The following is a 16,344-nucleotide window of genomic DNA, read 5'->3' on the forward strand; positions in this document are numbered from 1 at the left end:
ACCCGGTCATCCTAGGGCAGGCAGCCGCTACACGCAGAGCCTAGCGGCAGCTTGCACAGCGGGCAGCCGCAAAAGGCAACGGGCCGCAGCATGGCGGCGGCACGGCCAGGCATCAGGGTTTCTTCTGAATTTCCTTGATGGCATCGCTGAACTCGGCGATGTCCTGAAAGCTCTTGTATACCGAGGCGAAACGCACGTAGGCCACCTTGTCCAGCTTGGCCAGTTCACTCATCACCATTTCGCCGATCTGGCGGCTGGACACCTCGCGCTCGCCCAGCTGCAACAGACGCTGGCAGATGCGATCGATGGCGTCGTCCACCAGCGGAGTGGACACCGGGCGCTTGTGCAGCGCGCGCATGAAGCTGGTGCGCACCCGCTCCACGTCGAAATCGATGCGATGGCCACCGGCCTTCACTACCTGCGGCATGCGCACATCGGCAGTCTCGAAGGTGGTGAAACGCTTCTCGCAGGCAAGACAGCGGCGGCGGCGGCGAATGGTGCTGCCGTCATCGCTGACGCGGGAATCCACCACCTGGGTATCCATACCACCGCAGAAAGGACATTTCATTGTTTTACATCTCGCTTGCTGGCCATAGCGGAATGTTATCAGCAAACCCGCTGTCAATTTAAGAGCCTGTTGATGATCTTTTTACCGCTATCTCCAAAAGATCATCAACCGCCGCCAAGCATCGCCAAGTGGTGGTTTTGGCAACCCATCATCCCGAATGCAAAACGGGCCGCCGCTGGCGACCCGTTGCAATGCATGCGGCCAACTCGCTTAACGGGTCATGAGCCAGTCCACATAGCGATCCACGCCCTGCTCCACGGTGAGCATCGGCTCCTGGTAGCCGGCCTCGCGCAGCTTGCCGATATCGGCTTGGGTAAAGCTCTGGTACTTGCCCTTCAGCGCCTCCGGGAAGTCGATGTACTCCAGGATGCCCTGCTGCACCAGCTCGGCCAGGCTCAGCGCCGGCTTGCCTTCGTGGCGGCGGCAGGCATTGACGGTGGCCACCGCCACGTCGTTGAACGGCTGCGCGCGGCCGGAGCCGAGGTTGAAGATGCCACTCTGGTCGGGGTTATCCAGGAAGTACAGGTTCACCTTCACCACGTCTTCCACCGACACAAAGTCGCGGCTCTGGGTGCCGTTGGCGTAACCGTCGTAGCCGCCGAACAGCTTCACCTTGCCGGTTTCGCGGTACTGGTTGAAGTTGTGGAACGCCACCGAGGCCATGCGGCCCTTGTGCTGCTCCTGCGGGCCGTAGACGTTGAAGTAGCGGAAGCCGGCCACCTGGGCGGTAAGACCTTCGCGCATGCGGCGACGCAGCACCTGGTCGAACAGGAACTTGGAGTAGCCGTAAACGTTGAGCGGGCCTTCGTACTGGCGGTCTTCCTTGAACACCGTGCCCTTGCCGTAGGTGGCGGCACTGGAGGCGTACAGCAGCGGCACGGACTCGGCCTGGCAGAATTCGAACAGCTCCAGCGTGTACTGGTAGTTGTTCTCCATCATGTACTTGCCATCGTGGTTCATGGTGTCCGAGCAGGCACCCTGATGCAGGATGGCGCGGATCTCGCCATCGAAATCGCCACTGCCGATCAGGTTGATGAAGTCTTCCTTGTCCAGGTAGTCGCTGATCTCGCAATCCACCAGGTTGACGAACTTGTCGCCCTTGGTAAGGTTGTCTACCGCCAGGATGTCGGTTTCGCCACGCGCATTCAGTGCCTTGACGATATTGGAGCCAATGAAGCCGGCGGCGCCGGTAACCACGATGGTCATGTGTATTCCTTGTTAAGCAGGCTGGCCTGCGGCCAACCCAGCAAATAATTGATCAGAAACCGCTGCCAGGCTGCTGCAGGAAGGCGGTTTCTTCCACGGTGTTGCCACGCCCCAGCGCAGCATTGCGATGCGGAAAGCGACCGAAGCGCGCGATGATCACCTGATGGCGGCGGGCAAAATCCAGTACGTTGGCGTAACCCGGGCTGTCCGGTGGCAGCGCGGCAAAGCGGCGCACGCATTCGTCCTGGTCCGCCAGTTGCTCGCTGTGCTCCAGCGGTAGGTAGCAGAACCAGCGCGCCACCGGCGGCAGCCCGGCGTCCAGCCCAGCTGCCAGTACCAGGTGCGCCACCTCGCGTGCCAGTGCATCGCTGGCAAAGGCCCGTGCCTCGCCGCGGAACAGGTTGCGCGGAAACTGGTCGGCCACGATCAGCCAGGCCAGTGCCTGGCGGGCATCGTCCAGCACTGGCGCCAGCTTGCCAGCTTGCAGCGCCTCCACCAGCGCACCAAAGCGCTCGCGAATGATGCTGTCAAACACCTCGTCCTTCTTGAACCAGGCATCGCGTGGAATGGCCAGCATCTCGTCGCTACTGCCACCAAACCAGAACTGCAGGACTTCCTCATGCCACAACATGCCGTCCTCGCTTTCCGAGCTACAACGTTACAGGGCGAACAGCTCGCGTTGCTGGCATACCGCGGTGCCCAGCTTGGCCACCACGATGCCGGCAGCGGCATTGGCCAGCGACATTGCCTGTGGCAACGGCAAGCCTGCGGCCAGCATCAGGCCCAGGGTACCGATCACGGTATCGCCGGCACCGGACACGTCGTACACCTCCTTGGCCAGCGTCGGCTCGTGCAGCGCGCCTTCGGCGCGGAACAGGGTCATGCCCTCTTCGCTGCGCGTTACCAGCAGCGCATCCAGGTTCAGTTCGCTGCGCAGGGCTTCGGCCTTGGCATTGAGCTGCTCCTCGTTCTGCCAGCTGCCGGCCACCTGGCGGAATTCGCTACGGTTCGGGGTCAGCAGGGTGGCGCCGGCGTACTTGCTGTAGTCGTCGCCCTTGGGATCGATCAGCACCGGTTTGCCGGCGGCACGCGCCAGTTCGATCATCCGCGATACGTGCGTCAGACCACCCTTGCCGTAGTCGGACAGGATCACCACATCGTGCTCGGCAACGATGGCGGCGTACTCGTCCAGCTTATCGGCCAGAATCTCGTGGCTTGGCGCGTCTTCGAAATCCAGGCGGATCAGCTGCTGCTGCCGCGCCACTACTCGAAGTTTCACCGTGGTGGAGATTTCCGGATCGCGCTTGAGCGACGCCGTAATGCCATCGGCGGCCAGCAGGCGCGACAGCGCGCTGGCCGCCTCGTCGTCACCCACCACCGACAGGATGGTGGCCTTGCCGCCCAGGCTGGCGATGTTGCGCGCCACGTTGGCCGCACCACCGGCACGCTCTTCCATGCGGTTGATGCGCGCCACCGGCACCGGTGCTTCCGGCGAAATACGGCTGACATCGCCGAACCAGTAGCGGTCCAGCATCACGTCGCCCACCACCAGCACGCGGCTGGTGGCCAGTTTGTTGCTCAGGGTGTCAGGGGTCAGGCCCAGTTGCTGCAGCAGACTCATCGATGCCCCTACCCTCAGCCGCGCGCCTGTTGCCAGGCGCGGATATCGGCGTTGATGTCGGACAGCACGCCCAGCGGGTCCTCGGCGCGGGTGATCGGCCGGCCGATCACCAGGTAGTCGGCACCGGCTTCCAGTGCTGCCACCGGGGTCATCACCCGGCGCTGGTCGTCGGCGGCGCTATCGGCCAGGCGGATGCCCGGGGTCACCAGCTTGAAGTCCTGCCCCAGCAGCGACTTCAGCTCGCTGGCTTCCTGTGCCGAACACACCACGCCGTCCAGGCCGCTATCGCGGGTGAGCTGCGCCAGGCGCAGCACCTGCTCGTGCGGCGACACGGTGATGCCGATTTCGGCCAGGTCGGCAGCTTCCATGCTGGTGAGCACGGTAACCGCAATCAGCAGCGGTGGCTGGCTACAGTGTGCCAGTGCGTCTGCAGCGGCGCTCATCATGCGGCGGCCACCGGAGGCATGTACGTTGACCATCCACACACCGAGGTCGGCGGCCATCTTGCAGGCCTGCGCCACGGTGTTGGGAATATCGTGGAATTTCAGGTCCAGGAATACCTGGAAGCCGCGTGCGGCCAACTGCTCCACCAGCTGCGGGCCGGCAGCGGTAAACAGCTCCTTGCCCACCTTCAACCGGCACTCGGCCGGGTCCAGACGGGTAGCGAAAGCCAGCGCGGCATCGGCGGTGGCGAAATCCAGTGCCACCAGCACTGGCGACGCGGTAACACCCGCGGCATTGTCGAGAATCAGGGGGTTCATGCTGTTCCGTATTCTATTCAATGGGTTTCCGAGCGGTTGGGCGTAAAGCTTTCCCACTCGCCACAGGCCGGGCAGTGCCAGAAGAACGCCCGCGAGCGGAAATTGCAGCGCTTGCAGCGGTGCACGTTCAGCTTCTGCGCGTGCTTCATCACCAGCGCGCGCGCCACCTCGGCATCCATACGCCCTTCCGGGCTCAATTCATCCATCTGCGCCTCGATGAGGCGGTAAACACCCAGCAGGTTGGGGCGGGCATGTACCGCTTCACGCACGGCTTCCAGCGCCTTGGCCTCGCCTTCGTAGGTGGCCACTTTCTGGTATAGAAGATCGGTGAGCTCCAGCTGCGAAAAGGTGCGCTGGTAGCCACGCAGCAGGGCAATACCCTCCTGCGGTTTGCCCAGCGCTTCGTAGGCGTCGAACAGGCGTTCGGCCACCATCGCCAGGTACTCGTAGTTCTGTTTTTCGATTGCCTGCCAGGCGGCAATTGCCGCTTCCAGCTGGCCTTCGGCCACCTCGATATCGCCCAGCAGAATGCTGGCGCGCACGCACTTGCGGTTGGCCGCAAACGCTTCAGCCACGTAATGGCGGGCTTTGGCATAGTCGGACTGGTACAGCGCGGCCTGCGCCAGCTCGCAGAAGAACTGCGCCACTTCATGCTGGAAGGAATGCGCGTCGCTGCGCAGTTCGCGCGCGGTGGCAATTGCCTTTTCCCAGTCGCGGTCCTGCTGGTAGATGGTCAGCAGCTGCTCGCGCGCCGGCTTGCCCATGCTGTGGCTTTTCAGCAATGTCAGCAGCGTTTCTTCCGCGCGGTCCACCAGACCGGCCTTGTGAAAATCCTGCGACAGCTCGTAGCGCACTTGCGCCCGCTGCTCGGCGGTAAGATCCGGCAGCTCCAGCGTCTGCTGGTGCAGGCGAATGGCGCGATCGTTTTCGCCGCGGCGACGGTACAGCTTGCCCAGGCTCAGTTGCACATCCAGCGCATCCGGGTGCGCGCGCGCCACTTCGGCCAGCGAGCGCGAGGCCACGTCGGTGCGGTCATCCACCAGCGCGTCCAGCCCTTTATAGAAAGCAGCCGGCACTTCCTTGGCCTGTTTCAATACCGCGCGCAAATCGACGCGCGCGGCCAACCATCCCAGACCAAAAAACGCCGGGAACAGCAACAGCCACCACAGATCTAGATCCAACATTCAACCTCGGAACACAGGAAAGCCGCCAGCCTAGTCGGCCAGGGCATCACTCGGATCAACCACCACCTTGCTGGCGGTCTGACGGGAACGCAGTTCCTTCTTGAGCTGCGACAGCTCGCGACGGACGCGCAGGGAATAGGCAAACGTGGCCACCAGGCCAATGACGGCTCCAGCGACAAAGAAAATCAGCAGCAACAGGATCAACGGCACCTGCCAGCTATGGCCGAAGAACAGCTTGAACTCAACCACGGTGCTGTTCTGCACAGTGACGGCAACCAGCAACACGAGCAGCAGCAGCTCAAACAAGCGGAACAGGTAACGCATGGCAATCTCACTTGGTTGGCACAGAAAACGGCCGCAGGCGCCATGACAACGGCGGCAGAACGGCCAGCGGGGCAAGTTTAAACGAAAGCGCCCGCCCCCCCAAGCACGCCGGAAATAAAAAAACGCTGCGACCGTGGGGTCGCAGCGTTGCTTGACAGGCTGCCAGCAGTTTACTGGTCGGCTTCGTTCGCGAGATCTACCCGCTCACGCAGTTCCTTGCCTGCCTTGAAGTGAGGCACGTATTTCTCAGGAACGACAACGCTGCTGCCTGACTTCGGGTTGCGGCCAACCCGCGGTGGACGGTAGTTCAGATCGAAGCTGCCGAAACCGCGAATCTCGATTCGCTGCCCTTTTGCCAGACTGCCGGCCATCGCATCCAGAATGGTCTTGACGGCCAGCTCAGCATCTTTGGCGACCAACTGAGGATAACGCTCGGCAAGCCTCGCAATAAGCTCAGATTTGGTCATGTCCATGGCTTACTCGTTGCCGCCGGACAGTTTAGCCTTCAGCAGCGCGCCCAGGCTGGTAGTACCAGCGGACACGTTTGCATCGGAGGATACGGCTGCCATGGCAGCTTTCTCTTCCTGCATGTCCTTGGCCTTGATGGACAGGCTGATGGAACGGCTCTTGCGATCCACGGCGATGATCACGGCTTCAACTTCGTCACCCTCTTTAACGTGGGTGCGGATGTCTTCAACGCGGTCGCGGGATACTTCGGAAGCGCGCAGGTAGCCTTCAACGTCGGTATCCAGCTGGATCACGGCGCCCTTGGCGTCAGCAGACTTCACGGTACCCTTCACCAGGGAGCCCTTGTCGTTCATGGCAACGAAGTTGTTGAACGGATCGCCTTCCAGTTGCTTGATGCCCAGTGAGATACGCTCTTTTTCCACGTCGATGGACAGAACGATGGCTTCAACCTCGTCACCCTTCTTGAACTTGCGCACGGCGTCTTCGCCGGTTTCGGTCCAGGACAGGTCGGACAGGTGCACCAGACCATCGATGCCGCCCGGCAGGCCAACGAACACGCCGAAGTCGGTAATGGACTTGATCGCGCCCTTCAGCTTGTCGCCCTTCTTGAAGTTGTCGGCGAATTCGTTCCACGGGTTGGCCTGGCACTGCTTCATGCCCAGGCTGATACGACGACGCTCTTCGTCGATCTCGAGGATCATCACTTCCACTTCGTCGCCAACCTGAACTACCTTGGACGGGTGTACGTTCTTGTTGGTCCAGTCCATTTCGGACACGTGTACCAGACCTTCGATGCCCTGCTCGATTTCCACGAACGCACCGTAGTCGGTCAGGTTGGTCACCTTGCCGAACAGGCGGGTGCCGGACGGGTAACGACGGGACAGGCCCACCCACGGATCTTCGCCCAGTTGCTTCAGGCCCAGGGATACGCGGTTCTTCTCTTGATCGAACTTCAGTACCTTGGCTTCTACTTCGTCGCCAACTGCCAGCACTTCGGACGGGTGCTTCACACGACGCCATGCCAGGTCGGTGATGTGCAGCAGGCCGTCGATGCCGCCCAGGTCAACGAACGCACCGTAGTCGGTGATGTTCTTGACGATACCCTTGATAACAGCACCTTCGCGCAGGGTTTCCAGCAGTGCCTTGCGCTCTTCGCCCAGGGTCTCTTCCAGAACGGCGCGGCGGGATACCACAACGTTGTTACGCTTGCGGTCCAGCTTGATAACCTTGAACTCGACTTCCTTGTTTTCGTACGGAGTGGTGTCTTTCACCGGACGTACGTCAACCAGGGAACCCGGCAGGAAGGCACGGATGCCGTTGACCATAACGGTCAGACCACCCTTCACCTTGCCGCTGATAACACCGGACAGGATCTTGCCGGCTTCCAGCGCTTCTTCCAGATCAACCCAGGCCGCCAGGCGCTTGGCTTTTTCGCGGGACAGCTTGGTTTCGCCGAAACCGTTTTCCAGGGAATCGATCGCAACGGTAACGAAGTCGCCTACGTTAACTTCCAGCTGGCCGTTGTCGTTCTTGAATTCTTCAACCGGGATCAGGGATTCGGACTTCAGACCGGCGTTCACGGTCACGAAGTTGGAATCAACGCCAACAACTTCAGCGGTGATCACTTCACCGGCGCGCATTTCCTGCAGGGACAGGCTTTCTTCAAACAGCGCGGCAAAGCTTTCCATTTCGAAGGTAGTCATTCGATATACTCACATAGGCGTGCCTTGCGTCACGCGGGGTCAGGTTGATAGACGCAGCCAGCGCAAGGAAATACAAGCTGCGTTTACAAAAAATTAATGGCCGGGCCACGTCGTTGCGGTTATCGCCTGCGGTCTGTTGTCAGACGGCGGCAAACCACGCCAGCACCTGATCGACCGCCTGGTCGATAGTCAGGGCCGAGGTGTCCAGCAAGCGGGCATCCGGCTCTTGCCTCAGCGGGGCAACCGCTCGGGCGGCATCGCGCGCATCCCGTTCGGAGATATCCAGCTGAATCCGATCGAGATTAGCAGATTCCCCCTTAGCGATCAACTGCTTATAGCGCCGCTCGGCCCGCACCTCGGCGCTGGCGGTCAGAAAAACCTTCAGTTCGGCACGCGGAAACACCACCGAGCCCATGTCGCGGCCATCGGCCACCAGCCCGGGCGGTACCAGAAAAGCGCGCTGGCGCTCCAGCAACGCGGCACGCACTTCCGGCAGCGCCGCCACTTTCGAGGCGCCCATGCCGATATCCTCGGCGCGAATCGCCGCGCTGACATCGTTGCCATCCAGCCACACCTTGCCATCGCGAAATGCTGCCGGCAGCTGTGCGGCCAACCTGGCCACACCCAGCGCGTCTTCCCAGTTCACACTTTCGCGCAGCGCATACAACGCGGTAAGCCGGTACAGCGCGCCGGAATCCAGGTAATGAAAGCCAAGCTTGTCCGCCACCAGCGCGGCTACGGTACCCTTGCCGGACGCCGACGGGCCATCAATGGTGATAACAGGTTTCAAGGTAGGCATGTCTTATCGCCCCGAATCAAAACCGACGATTGTAACGCAGCTCGCCTGCTGGCTGCAGGCTTGCGTCGCAGTGCACAAAACCGGTACAGTCGCAGCACGAGATCACCCCGTGCGGCACGCCCGCCGCCCGCCAAAAAGACAAGACCATGGAACAACTCACGCTGCACCCGATTCCCCGCCTCGCCGGCACGGTAAAACTGCCAGGCTCTAAGAGCATCTCCAATCGCACCCTGCTACTGGCCGCCCTGGCCGATGGCCCGACCCTGGTGCGTGAATTGCTGGATTCCGACGACATCCGCCGCATGCTGGAAGCCCTGGCCACGCTGGGCGTGAAAGTGGAACAACAAGGTGACAGCCGCGACTTCCTGGTGCACGGCACTGGCGGTGCTTTTGCGGTGAAGGATGCCGACCTGTTCCTGGGCAATGCCGGCACCGCCTTCCGCCCGCTTACCGCTGCGCTGGCGCTGATGCAGGGCAACTACCACCTGCATGGCGTGCCGCGCATGCACGAGCGCCCGATCGGCGACCTGGTGGACGCGCTGCGCGTGGCCGGCGCCGACATCCGCTACCTGGGCAACGATGGCTACCCGCCGCTGCAGATCCACCCGGCCAGCATCAGCGCCGGCAAGATAATCCCGGTGAAAGGCAACGTTTCCAGCCAGTTCCTTACCGCGCTGCTGATGGCCCTGCCGCTGACCGGCGAGAGCGTCACCATCGAAGTGGTGGGTGAGCTGATTTCCAAGCCGTATATCGAGATCACCCTCAACTTGATGGCGCGCTTCGGCGTAACCGTGCAGCGCGACGGCTGGCAGCGCTTCACCATCGCTGCCGGCCAGCGCTACCGCGCACCGGGTGAAATCCACGTGGAAGGCGACGCCTCCAGCGCCTCCTACTTCCTGGCAGCCGGCGCACTGGCCGGCGGCCCGGTACGGGTGGAAGGGGTTGGCCGCAGCAGTATCCAGGGCGATGTGAAGTTTGCCGATGCGCTGGCCCTGATGGGTGCCGAGATCAGTATGGGCGACAACTGGATCGAGGCGCGCGCGCCGCAAGGCGGGCTGAACGCCATCGACGTGGACCTGAACCACATTCCGGATGCGGCGATGACCATCGCGGTAGCGGCATTGGCAGCCAAGGGCACCACCACCATCCGCAATGTGGAAAGCTGGCGCGTGAAGGAAACCGACCGCCTGGCAGCGATGGCTACGGAGCTGCGCAAGGTCGGCGCCAGCGTGGTGGAGACGCAGGACAGCATCAGCATCACCCCGCCGGCCACGCTGACTGCCAACGCCGAGATCGACACCTACGACGACCACCGCATGGCGATGTGTTTCTCGCTAGTGGCGCTGTTGGGCACACCGGTGATCATCAACGACCCCAAATGCGTGGCCAAGACCTTTCCGGACTACTTCGAGGTACTGGGCAAGCTGGCGGCCAACTGATCGCCCACTGCCCCGACAAGGCCGCTGCGATGCAGCGGCCTTTTTCATGCCATCAACTTGCCAAGTCGATTAGCAAAACACAAAATATTGCGCCGCCAATATAAAGAAAACACAAGATGAGCAATCCGTTCGCCCTGCGCCGCGACTTCATGCAGCGCTTCGACATGGCGCTACCCGCCAGCCCGCAATATCACGCCGAAGCGCTGACCATGTGGCAGAACATGCTGCAGGAGGAGTGGCAGGAATTCATGACTGCACTGCAGGACTACCAGCGCCTGCAGCAGGCCGACGCGGCCGAGCAGACCCGACTGCGCGCCGAACTGGCAGCCGAGGGCGTGGATGTGCTGAATGTGCTGATCGGCCTGCTACTGTCGCAGGGTCTGCCGCTGGAAGACATGTTCGCCGCCATTCATGCAGCCAACCTTGCCAAATGCGTGGACGGCAAGGTGGTGCGCCGCGCAGACGGCAAGATCCTGAAACCGGCCGGCTGGCAGCCGGCAGATAAAGAGGGCGTAATTCGCGCCAGCGGCGGCTAGCGCTTTGCGGCCAACTTGTGCAGCAGCTTATCCAGCTGCGCGGCGAAGTTGGCGCGGTCGCGCTGGCTGAAGGCTGCCGGGCCGCCGGTCTGCACGCCGCTGTCGCGCAGCTCGGTCATGAAGTTGCGCAGCGCTAGCGCCTCGCGGATGGTGGCGTCGCTGTACAGCTCGCCGCGCGGGTTCAGCGCCAGTGCGCCCTTGGCCACCACCTGCGCCGCCAGCGGAATATCCGCCGTCACCACGATGTCACCCGGCTGCGCCTGCTGAGCGATGTGGTTGTCGGCCACGTCGAAACCGGCTGGCACCTGCAACGCGCGAATGTACGGCGACGGTGGCACCCGCAGCAGCTGGTTGGCCACCAGCACGGTGGCCACGCCGGTGCGCTCGGCAGCGCGAAACAGGATGTCCTTGATTACGCCGGGACAGGCATCGGCATCCACCCAGATGGTCATGCGTTGCCCCGGTTGAATTTCTGTTGCCAGCTGTGGCGTGCGGCGCGGGCGCGCTCGAAACGCTGCATCATCGCCTCGGCATCGCCAGCCTGCAGCTCGGCACGCAAGGCATCCAGCGTGCGCTGGAAGGTATCCAGCTCCACCAGCAGCGCATCGCGGTTGGCCAGGGCGATGTCGCGCCACATTTCCGGGTGGCTGCCGGCAATGCGGGTGAAATCGCGGAAGCCGGTAGCGGCGAAATCGAAGCAGCGCTCGGCATCGGCCTTGCCGACGATGGCATCCACGTAGGCAAAGGCCAGCAGGTGCGGCAAGTGGCTGACAGTGGCGAACACCGCATCGTGCTCGCCGGCGCTCATCTGGTAGACACGGGCACCGCAGGCCTGCCACAGCTCGCGCACCAGCTCGGCGGCGGCGGGAGAAGTTTCCGGCAGCGGCGTCACCACGATGCGGCGGTTGTCGTACAGGCCGTACTGCGCAGCAGCGGCGCCGGACAGGTCGGAGCCGGCAATCGGGTGCGCCGGCACGCAATGCGCCAGCTGGGCGGGCAAGTGCTGGCGCATCAACGCCACCACGTCGCTCTTGGTACTGCCGCCGTCAGTCACTACGCAATGAGCCGGCAGGTGCGGCGCGATCTCGGCGAACACCCGCCCCATCTGCCCTACCGGCGTGGCCACCAGCACCAGGTCGGCGCGCTTTACCGCCTCGGCGGCGCTGTGGCTGGCTTCGTCTATCACCCCCAGCTCCACCGCCCGCTGCAGGTTGGCCGCAGAACGCCCGACGCCGATCACCCGCGCCACCTTGGCGGCGCGCTTCAGCGCCAGGGCAAACGAACCGCCGATCAGACCGACGCCGATCACTACCAGGGTCAAGCCACCCTCACCCACCTGCATACCGCATCCCGTGCCATTGAATCAGAAGCGGCTATCATAACCGCATTTTGTCGCCACCACTGGAGCAGCCATGGCCCTGTCGCTGTATATCTATTACCGAGTTGACGGCAATATCCTGCCAATACAGCAGCAAGCAAATGCGCTACTGGCAGAAATTCAGAAAAAAACAGAAGTAGAGGGAAGATTATTGCGACGTCGCGATGACGCGCATACCTGGATGGAAATCTACGAGCCGATCAGCGATATCGCCGCCTTCAGCACCGTGCTGCGGGCGGCTGTCTGCCGGCAGCCACTGCTGGCGGCGCTGCAGCGGCATGAGGAGTGGTTCCAGCCGCTGGCATAAAAACGCATTCACGATCTAGCGAGCTAGGGCGAGACAAGGCGAAAACGGCTAAGGAAGCGGAATTGACATGAAGTCAATGAGCATTCCGAAGCCGGCTTCAACGCCGTATCGCCGACGCGCAGCAGATCGTGAGCAACGCTTGCTGCAGCCGCCGTGTCAGCGGCCACGCCAGCCACTGCCGCCCGTCCAGCTGGCGCAGTGGCCAGATGCCGGCCAGGCTGTTGCAGACAAAAGCTTCGTCCGCCGCTAGCACATCCTCCGGCTGCAGCCGCACCTCGCGAACCGGGATGCCAAGGTTGGCCGCAAGCTGCAGCACGCAGGCGCGCATGGCACCACTGACGCCGCAGCGGTCCAGCAGCGGAGTAAACAGCTCGCCACCACGCACGATGAACAGATTGCTCATGGTGCCTTCCACCACCGTGCCGTCCATGTCCAGCATCAGCCCTTCGGCGATGGCCGGGTCATGCCATTCGCTGCGCGCAAACACGTTCTCCAGCCGGTTCAGGTGCTTGATGCCAGCCAGTAGTGGCTGGATCGCCAGCCGGGTGTCGCACCAGCGCACCGCTACGCCATGCTCGGCGCGCTCGGCCGGGTAGCCGCCCCAGGCGGTGGCGCTGACGATGCGTGTCGCCGTGCACGTCGCCGGCATCGCGTAGCCGCGCTGGCCGCTGCCGCGGGTGAGCACGATCTTCACCACCGCGCGCGGCAGCGTGCCGGCGACTTGTGCGATCTCCGCCAGCAGCAATGCCTCATCCGGGCAGGGCAGGTGCAGGCTGGCGCAGTCTGCGGCCAACCTTTGCCATTGCCAGCGCCACAGCAGCGGCTGGCCGTAGTGCGCTTCCAGCGTGCGGTACAGGCCATCGCCATAGGCGAGGCCGCGGTCGCTGGCGTCGATGCTGTCGCCGGGCTGGCCGTTGATCAGCATCAGGCTTGTTCCACGCCCAGTGCACGCAGCAGGCCACGCGCCTTGTGGCGGGTTTCCTGCAGCTCGCGCTCGGGGTCGGAGTCGGCAACGATGCCGCCGCCGGCACGGAAGCGTAGTTGCTGGCCCTGCTGCATGAAGGTGCGGATCAGGATGTTCAGATCCATGCTGCCGTCGCGGTTGAGGTAGCCCAGGCTGCCGGTGTAGGCGCGGCGGGCGCTGTTTTCCAGCTCGCGGATGATCTGCATGGTGCGCACCTTGGGGCAGCCGGTGATGGTGCCGCCGGGGAACAGCGCGCGGAACACGTCCACGGTATCCACGCCAGGGCGGATGCGGCCACGGACATTGGATTCGATGTGATGCACGTAGGCGTAGCTGGCCACCGCCATCAGCTCGTTCACCTCCACCGTTCCCGGCTGGCAGATGCGGCCCAGGTCGTTGCGTTCCAGGTCGATCAGCATCACGTGCTCGGCACGTTCCTTGATGCTGCTGATCAGCCGCTGCTTCAGTGCAGCGTCTTCGCCGGCATCTGGTGAGCGCGGATGGGTGCCGGCGATCGGGCGGGTATCCACCCAGCCGTCGTGCACGCGCACCAGCCGCTCCGGCGAGGAGCTGACGATATGCGCATCGCCGAAATCCGCCAGCGCCGAGAACGGTGCAGGGTTGGCGCGGCGCAGCGCGGCGAACAGGTCGACCGGCCGCACTTCCTCGTCCAGCGTGGCGCGCCAGCCGCGCGAGATGTTCACCTGGAACACATCGCCTTCGTAGATGTAGTCCTTCAGCTTCACCACTGCGTCGGTGTACCAGTGCGGCGGATCTTCCTCCAGCCCGGCCAGGCTCACCGCGCGCGGGGTGAACGGCACAGCAGTGGCCAGCGCAGCCTTGAGCTCGTCCAGCTGCGCGGTAGTCTCCGCCAGCAGCCAGCTTTGCTTGCCAGCGCGATCGTAGATCAGCGCCGCCGGGATGCGCGTCAATGCGGCCAAGGGGAAGCTGTCGCTAATGGCCTGCGGCACGCTGGGCTCGAACTCGGACAGCAGGTCGTAGCCCATATAGACGAACCAGCCACCGGTAAACGGCAGGCCATACGAGTTGGCCACTGCCTGCGGCGCCGGCAGTGCCCGCACGTCGGCAAGAAACGCCGCGCCCTCGCCTTCGCGGTATACGCGGCGACTCTGCGGCAACGCCATCAGGATGTCCCAGCCGATATCGCCCGAAGACTGCAGCAGGTAGGGAAAGCGCGCCCGATCGGCGGCATGCAGCGCCAGCAGGTCGGGGGTATGGTTCAGCAGTTCGAAGTGCATGATTTCGGGCCTGACGCGGGTAACGTTGGCCGCAAAAGAAAAAGACCGCGCGAGTTTATCGCAGCGGTCTTGGCTGTCAATGTCGCCTGTGCGACAGGACATGGCTTAAATGCGCTTGAACACCAGGGTACCGTTGGTACCGCCGAAGCCGAAGGAGTTGGAGATCGCCACATCGATCTTCATCTCGCGCGCGGTGTTCGGCACGTAATCCAGGTCACAACCGGCCTCGATGTCCTGCTCGTGCAGGTTGATGGTCGGCGGCGCGATCTGGTTGTGCACGGCCAGGATGGAGTAGATGGCTTCCACACCACCGGCAGCGCCCAGCAGGTGGCCGGTCATCGACTTGGTGGAGTTTACCGCCAGCTTCTTGGCATGCTCGCCAAATGCCAGTTTCAGCGCATTGGTTTCGTTGGCATCGCCCAGCGGGGTGGAGGTGCCATGCGCGTTCACGTACTGCACCTGGTCGGCGTTGATGCCGGCATCGCGCAGCGCGTTGCTCACACCGCGGGCCGGGCCTTCGGCGTTCGGCGCAGTGATGTGGTAGGCGTCGGAGCTCATGCCGAAGCCGATCAGCTCGGCGTAGATCTTGGCGCCACGCTTCTTGGCGTGCTCGTACTCTTCCAGTACCACCACACCGGCGCCCTCGCCCATCACGAAGCCGTCACGGCCCTTGTCCCACGGGCGGGAGGCGGTAGCCGGGTCGTCATTGCGGGTGGACAGCGCCTTCATGGCAGCAAAACCGCCCACGGCCAGCTTGGTGATGGCACCTTCGGCGCCACCGGCAACCATCACGTCGGCATCGCCGTACTTGATCAGGCGCGCAGCATCGCCGATGCAGTGCGCACCGGTGGTGCAAGCGGACACGATGCCGTAGCTCGGACCCTGGAAGCCCTTGAGGATGGACACGTGGCCGGCGATCAGGTTGATCAGCGAGCCCGGAATGAAGAACGGGCCGATCTTGCGGATACCGCCTTGCTGCAGCGCCACGCCGGTTTCCTCGATCAGCGGCAGGCCGCCAATACCGGAACCGATGTTCACGCCCACGCGGGTCTTGTCCAGACCCGGCACGTCATCCAGGCCGGCATCGGCCACGGCTTGCAGCGCGGCAGCGATACCGTAATGGATGAACACATCCATGCGGCGCGCTTCTTTGGCCGAGATGTATTCGGTAATGTCGAAACCTTTGACTTCACCGGCGATCTGGCAGGCCACATCGCTGGCGTCAAAACGGGTGATGGCAGTGATGCCACTCTTGCCGGCGAGGAGATTGGCCCAGCCGCTGGCGACATCGTTACCGACCGGGGACACGTGTCCGAGGCCGGTCACTACTACTCTGCGTGTAGACACAGGGTATCTCCAAATGAGCGGGAGGCAGGCTCCCGGGGGTTTCCTGAGCGCGAGGCAATGTCCACGGACATTGAATCAAACATGCGTTTCAGGAGCACTACAGCAAAAAACCCCTGCAGGCGCGTTTAGCCACACCGGCAGAGGTCCTGTAAATCCGGAATGGAATTACTTGTTCAGGTGAGCAGTCACGTAGTCAACGGCTTGCTGAACGGTGGTGATCTTCTCGGCTTCTTCATCCGGAATCTCGCACTCGAACTCTTCTTCCAGTGCCATAACCAGCTCAACGGTATCCAGGGAGTCAGCGCCCAGATCGTCAACGAAGGAAGATTCGATCTTCACTTCGGCTTCATTCACGCCCAGTTGCTCGGCAACGATCTTCTTTACGCGCGCTTCGATGTTTTCCATTTGTTTAAACCCTTTACCTTTCTGTGTTCGGGACAACAAAACCCCGACATTCTACAAAAAAAAACCTCAGTAGCC

Annotated in this window: 19 protein-coding genes; 3 read left to right on the forward strand and 16 right to left on the reverse strand. The window is 62.8% G+C overall.

Going from position 1 to position 16,344, the window contains the following annotated elements:
• Positions 1-112: 112 nt before the first annotated feature.
• The 10 genes from nrdR to cmk all read right to left on the reverse strand — a co-directional run bounded on the left by nrdR (position 113) and on the right by cmk (position 8,634).
• A complete protein-coding gene (gene nrdR, locus ACFOKJ_RS02330; RefSeq protein ID WP_390276384.1) occupies positions 113-568 on the reverse strand; it encodes a transcriptional regulator NrdR in 456 nt (151 codons plus the stop codon).
• Positions 569-778: 210 nt separating this feature from the next.
• Positions 779-1,774: an ADP-glyceromanno-heptose 6-epimerase gene (rfaD, locus tag ACFOKJ_RS02335; RefSeq protein WP_390276385.1), complete on the reverse strand. Its 996-nt coding sequence runs from the start codon at positions 1,772-1,774 to the stop codon at positions 779-781.
• Positions 1,775-1,826: 52 nt separating this feature from the next.
• Positions 1,827-2,405, reverse strand: a complete 579-nt coding sequence (locus ACFOKJ_RS02340; RefSeq protein ID WP_390276386.1) for a DUF924 family protein — start codon at positions 2,403-2,405, stop codon at positions 1,827-1,829.
• 27 nt (positions 2,406-2,432) lie between these two features.
• Positions 2,433-3,395 (reverse strand): D-glycero-beta-D-manno-heptose-7-phosphate kinase, encoded by a 963-nt coding sequence (rfaE1, locus tag ACFOKJ_RS02345; RefSeq protein ID WP_390276387.1) that lies wholly within the window; start codon positions 3,393-3,395, stop codon positions 2,433-2,435.
• 14 nt (positions 3,396-3,409) lie between these two features.
• Positions 3,410-4,156, reverse strand: coding sequence for an orotidine-5'-phosphate decarboxylase (gene pyrF / locus ACFOKJ_RS02350; protein ID WP_390276388.1), 747 nt, complete (start codon positions 4,154-4,156; stop codon positions 3,410-3,412).
• Between the two features lie 17 nt (positions 4,157-4,173).
• Positions 4,174-5,337, reverse strand: a complete 1,164-nt coding sequence (gene lapB, locus ACFOKJ_RS02355; RefSeq protein ID WP_390276521.1) for a lipopolysaccharide assembly protein LapB — start codon at positions 5,335-5,337, stop codon at positions 4,174-4,176.
• A 33-nt stretch (positions 5,338-5,370) separates the two neighbouring features.
• On the reverse strand, positions 5,371-5,664 hold the full coding sequence (locus tag ACFOKJ_RS02360) for a lipopolysaccharide assembly protein LapA domain-containing protein (protein ID WP_390276389.1): 294 nt from the start codon (positions 5,662-5,664) through the stop codon (positions 5,371-5,373).
• A 170-nt stretch (positions 5,665-5,834) separates the two neighbouring features.
• Positions 5,835-6,131 carry an integration host factor subunit beta gene (locus ACFOKJ_RS02365; protein ID WP_390276522.1) on the reverse strand — a complete coding sequence of 99 codons (297 nt, stop codon included), beginning with the start codon at positions 6,129-6,131 and terminating at the stop codon, positions 5,835-5,837.
• A 9-nt stretch (positions 6,132-6,140) separates the two neighbouring features.
• On the reverse strand, positions 6,141-7,820 hold the full coding sequence (gene rpsA / locus ACFOKJ_RS02370; RefSeq protein WP_390276523.1) for a 30S ribosomal protein S1: 1,680 nt from the start codon (positions 7,818-7,820) through the stop codon (positions 6,141-6,143).
• Positions 7,821-7,974: 154 nt separating this feature from the next.
• Positions 7,975-8,634: a (d)CMP kinase gene (cmk, locus tag ACFOKJ_RS02375; RefSeq protein WP_390276390.1), complete on the reverse strand. Its 660-nt coding sequence runs from the start codon at positions 8,632-8,634 to the stop codon at positions 7,975-7,977.
• 146 nt (positions 8,635-8,780) lie between these two features.
• On the opposite strand from cmk, the gene aroA reads away from it, so the two are divergent.
• Together aroA and ACFOKJ_RS02385 are read left to right on the forward strand one after the other, a co-directional pair.
• Positions 8,781-10,073 carry a 3-phosphoshikimate 1-carboxyvinyltransferase gene (aroA, locus tag ACFOKJ_RS02380; RefSeq protein WP_390276391.1) on the forward strand — a complete coding sequence of 431 codons (1,293 nt, stop codon included), beginning with the start codon at positions 8,781-8,783 and terminating at the stop codon, positions 10,071-10,073.
• Positions 10,074-10,189: 116 nt separating this feature from the next.
• The gene (locus tag ACFOKJ_RS02385; RefSeq protein ID WP_390276392.1) at positions 10,190-10,609 is read left to right on the forward strand and encodes a pyrophosphohydrolase domain-containing protein; all 420 of its coding nucleotides are present in this window, start codon (positions 10,190-10,192) and stop codon (positions 10,607-10,609) included.
• Here ACFOKJ_RS02385 and ACFOKJ_RS02390 read toward each other — a convergent pair.
• Positions 10,606-11,061: a YaiI/YqxD family protein gene (locus ACFOKJ_RS02390; RefSeq protein ID WP_390276393.1), complete on the reverse strand. Its 456-nt coding sequence runs from the start codon at positions 11,059-11,061 to the stop codon at positions 10,606-10,608. The genes ACFOKJ_RS02385 and ACFOKJ_RS02390 overlap by 4 nt on opposite strands.
• A complete protein-coding gene (locus ACFOKJ_RS02395) occupies positions 11,058-11,951 on the reverse strand; it encodes a prephenate dehydrogenase (RefSeq protein ID WP_390276394.1) in 894 nt (297 codons plus the stop codon). The genes ACFOKJ_RS02390 and ACFOKJ_RS02395 overlap by 4 nt, the downstream gene beginning before the upstream one ends.
• 70 nt (positions 11,952-12,021) lie before the next feature.
• Between ACFOKJ_RS02395 and ACFOKJ_RS02400 the strand changes: the two genes are divergently transcribed.
• Entirely contained in the window at positions 12,022-12,294 is a 273-nt protein-coding gene (locus ACFOKJ_RS02400) for a DUF4936 family protein (protein ID WP_390276395.1), read from the forward strand.
• Between the two features lie 97 nt (positions 12,295-12,391).
• Here the strand turns inward: ACFOKJ_RS02400 and pabC are convergent, their stop codons facing one another.
• The 4 genes from pabC to acpP form a co-directional block, all read right to left on the reverse strand.
• Complete coding sequence (gene pabC / locus ACFOKJ_RS02405) at positions 12,392-13,219, reverse strand: aminodeoxychorismate lyase (protein ID WP_390276396.1); 828 nt, start codon at positions 13,217-13,219, stop codon at positions 12,392-12,394.
• Positions 13,219-14,517 (reverse strand): aminodeoxychorismate synthase component I, encoded by a 1,299-nt coding sequence (locus tag ACFOKJ_RS02410; RefSeq protein ID WP_390276397.1) that lies wholly within the window; start codon positions 14,515-14,517, stop codon positions 13,219-13,221. Before ACFOKJ_RS02410 ends, pabC begins: the two co-directional genes overlap by 1 nt.
• A 105-nt stretch (positions 14,518-14,622) precedes the next feature.
• Positions 14,623-15,864 carry a beta-ketoacyl-ACP synthase II gene (gene fabF, locus ACFOKJ_RS02415; RefSeq protein WP_390276398.1) on the reverse strand — a complete coding sequence of 414 codons (1,242 nt, stop codon included), beginning with the start codon at positions 15,862-15,864 and terminating at the stop codon, positions 14,623-14,625.
• 165 nt (positions 15,865-16,029) lie between these two features.
• The gene (gene acpP, locus ACFOKJ_RS02420) at positions 16,030-16,269 is read right to left on the reverse strand and encodes an acyl carrier protein (protein ID WP_019103041.1); all 240 of its coding nucleotides are present in this window, start codon (positions 16,267-16,269) and stop codon (positions 16,030-16,032) included.
• Positions 16,270-16,344: the final 75 nt, after the last annotated feature.

Origin of the sequence: Vogesella amnigena (assembly GCF_042648905.1) — a bacterium.
GTDB lineage: Bacteria > Pseudomonadota > Gammaproteobacteria > Burkholderiales > Chromobacteriaceae > Vogesella > Vogesella amnigena.

Excerpts from the sequence above, each read along its gene's own strand:
- ACFOKJ_RS02410 (WP_390276397.1), bottom strand. The coding sequence starts at position 14,517 with ATGCACTTCGAACTGCTGAACCATACCCCCGACCTGCTGGCGCTGCAT.
- pyrF (WP_390276388.1), bottom strand. The coding sequence starts at position 4,156 with ATGAACCCCCTGATTCTCGACAATGCCGCGGGTGTTACCGCGTCGCCA.
- rfaE1 (WP_390276387.1), bottom strand. The coding sequence starts at position 3,395 with ATGAGTCTGCTGCAGCAACTGGGCCTGACCCCTGACACCCTGAGCAAC.
- ACFOKJ_RS02340 (WP_390276386.1), bottom strand. The coding sequence starts at position 2,405 with ATGTTGTGGCATGAGGAAGTCCTGCAGTTCTGGTTTGGTGGCAGTAGC.
- rfaD (WP_390276385.1), bottom strand. The coding sequence starts at position 1,774 with ATGACCATCGTGGTTACCGGCGCCGCCGGCTTCATTGGCTCCAATATC.
- ACFOKJ_RS02400 (WP_390276395.1), top strand. The coding sequence starts at position 12,022 with ATGGCCCTGTCGCTGTATATCTATTACCGAGTTGACGGCAATATCCTG.
- aroA (WP_390276391.1), top strand. The coding sequence starts at position 8,781 with ATGGAACAACTCACGCTGCACCCGATTCCCCGCCTCGCCGGCACGGTA.
- rpsA (WP_390276523.1), bottom strand. The coding sequence starts at position 7,820 with ATGGAAAGCTTTGCCGCGCTGTTTGAAGAAAGCCTGTCCCTGCAGGAA.
- ACFOKJ_RS02360 (WP_390276389.1), bottom strand. The coding sequence starts at position 5,664 with ATGCGTTACCTGTTCCGCTTGTTTGAGCTGCTGCTGCTCGTGTTGCTG.
- cmk (WP_390276390.1), bottom strand. The coding sequence starts at position 8,634 with ATGCCTACCTTGAAACCTGTTATCACCATTGATGGCCCGTCGGCGTCC.
- ACFOKJ_RS02385 (WP_390276392.1), top strand. The coding sequence starts at position 10,190 with ATGAGCAATCCGTTCGCCCTGCGCCGCGACTTCATGCAGCGCTTCGAC.
- ACFOKJ_RS02395 (WP_390276394.1), bottom strand. The coding sequence starts at position 11,951 with ATGCAGGTGGGTGAGGGTGGCTTGACCCTGGTAGTGATCGGCGTCGGT.
- pabC (WP_390276396.1), bottom strand. The coding sequence starts at position 13,219 with ATGCTGATCAACGGCCAGCCCGGCGACAGCATCGACGCCAGCGACCGC.
- ACFOKJ_RS02390 (WP_390276393.1), bottom strand. The coding sequence starts at position 11,061 with ATGACCATCTGGGTGGATGCCGATGCCTGTCCCGGCGTAATCAAGGAC.
- acpP (WP_019103041.1), bottom strand. The coding sequence starts at position 16,269 with ATGGAAAACATCGAAGCGCGCGTAAAGAAGATCGTTGCCGAGCAACTG.
- nrdR (WP_390276384.1), bottom strand. The coding sequence starts at position 568 with ATGAAATGTCCTTTCTGCGGTGGTATGGATACCCAGGTGGTGGATTCC.
- ACFOKJ_RS02365 (WP_390276522.1), bottom strand. The coding sequence starts at position 6,131 with ATGACCAAATCTGAGCTTATTGCGAGGCTTGCCGAGCGTTATCCTCAG.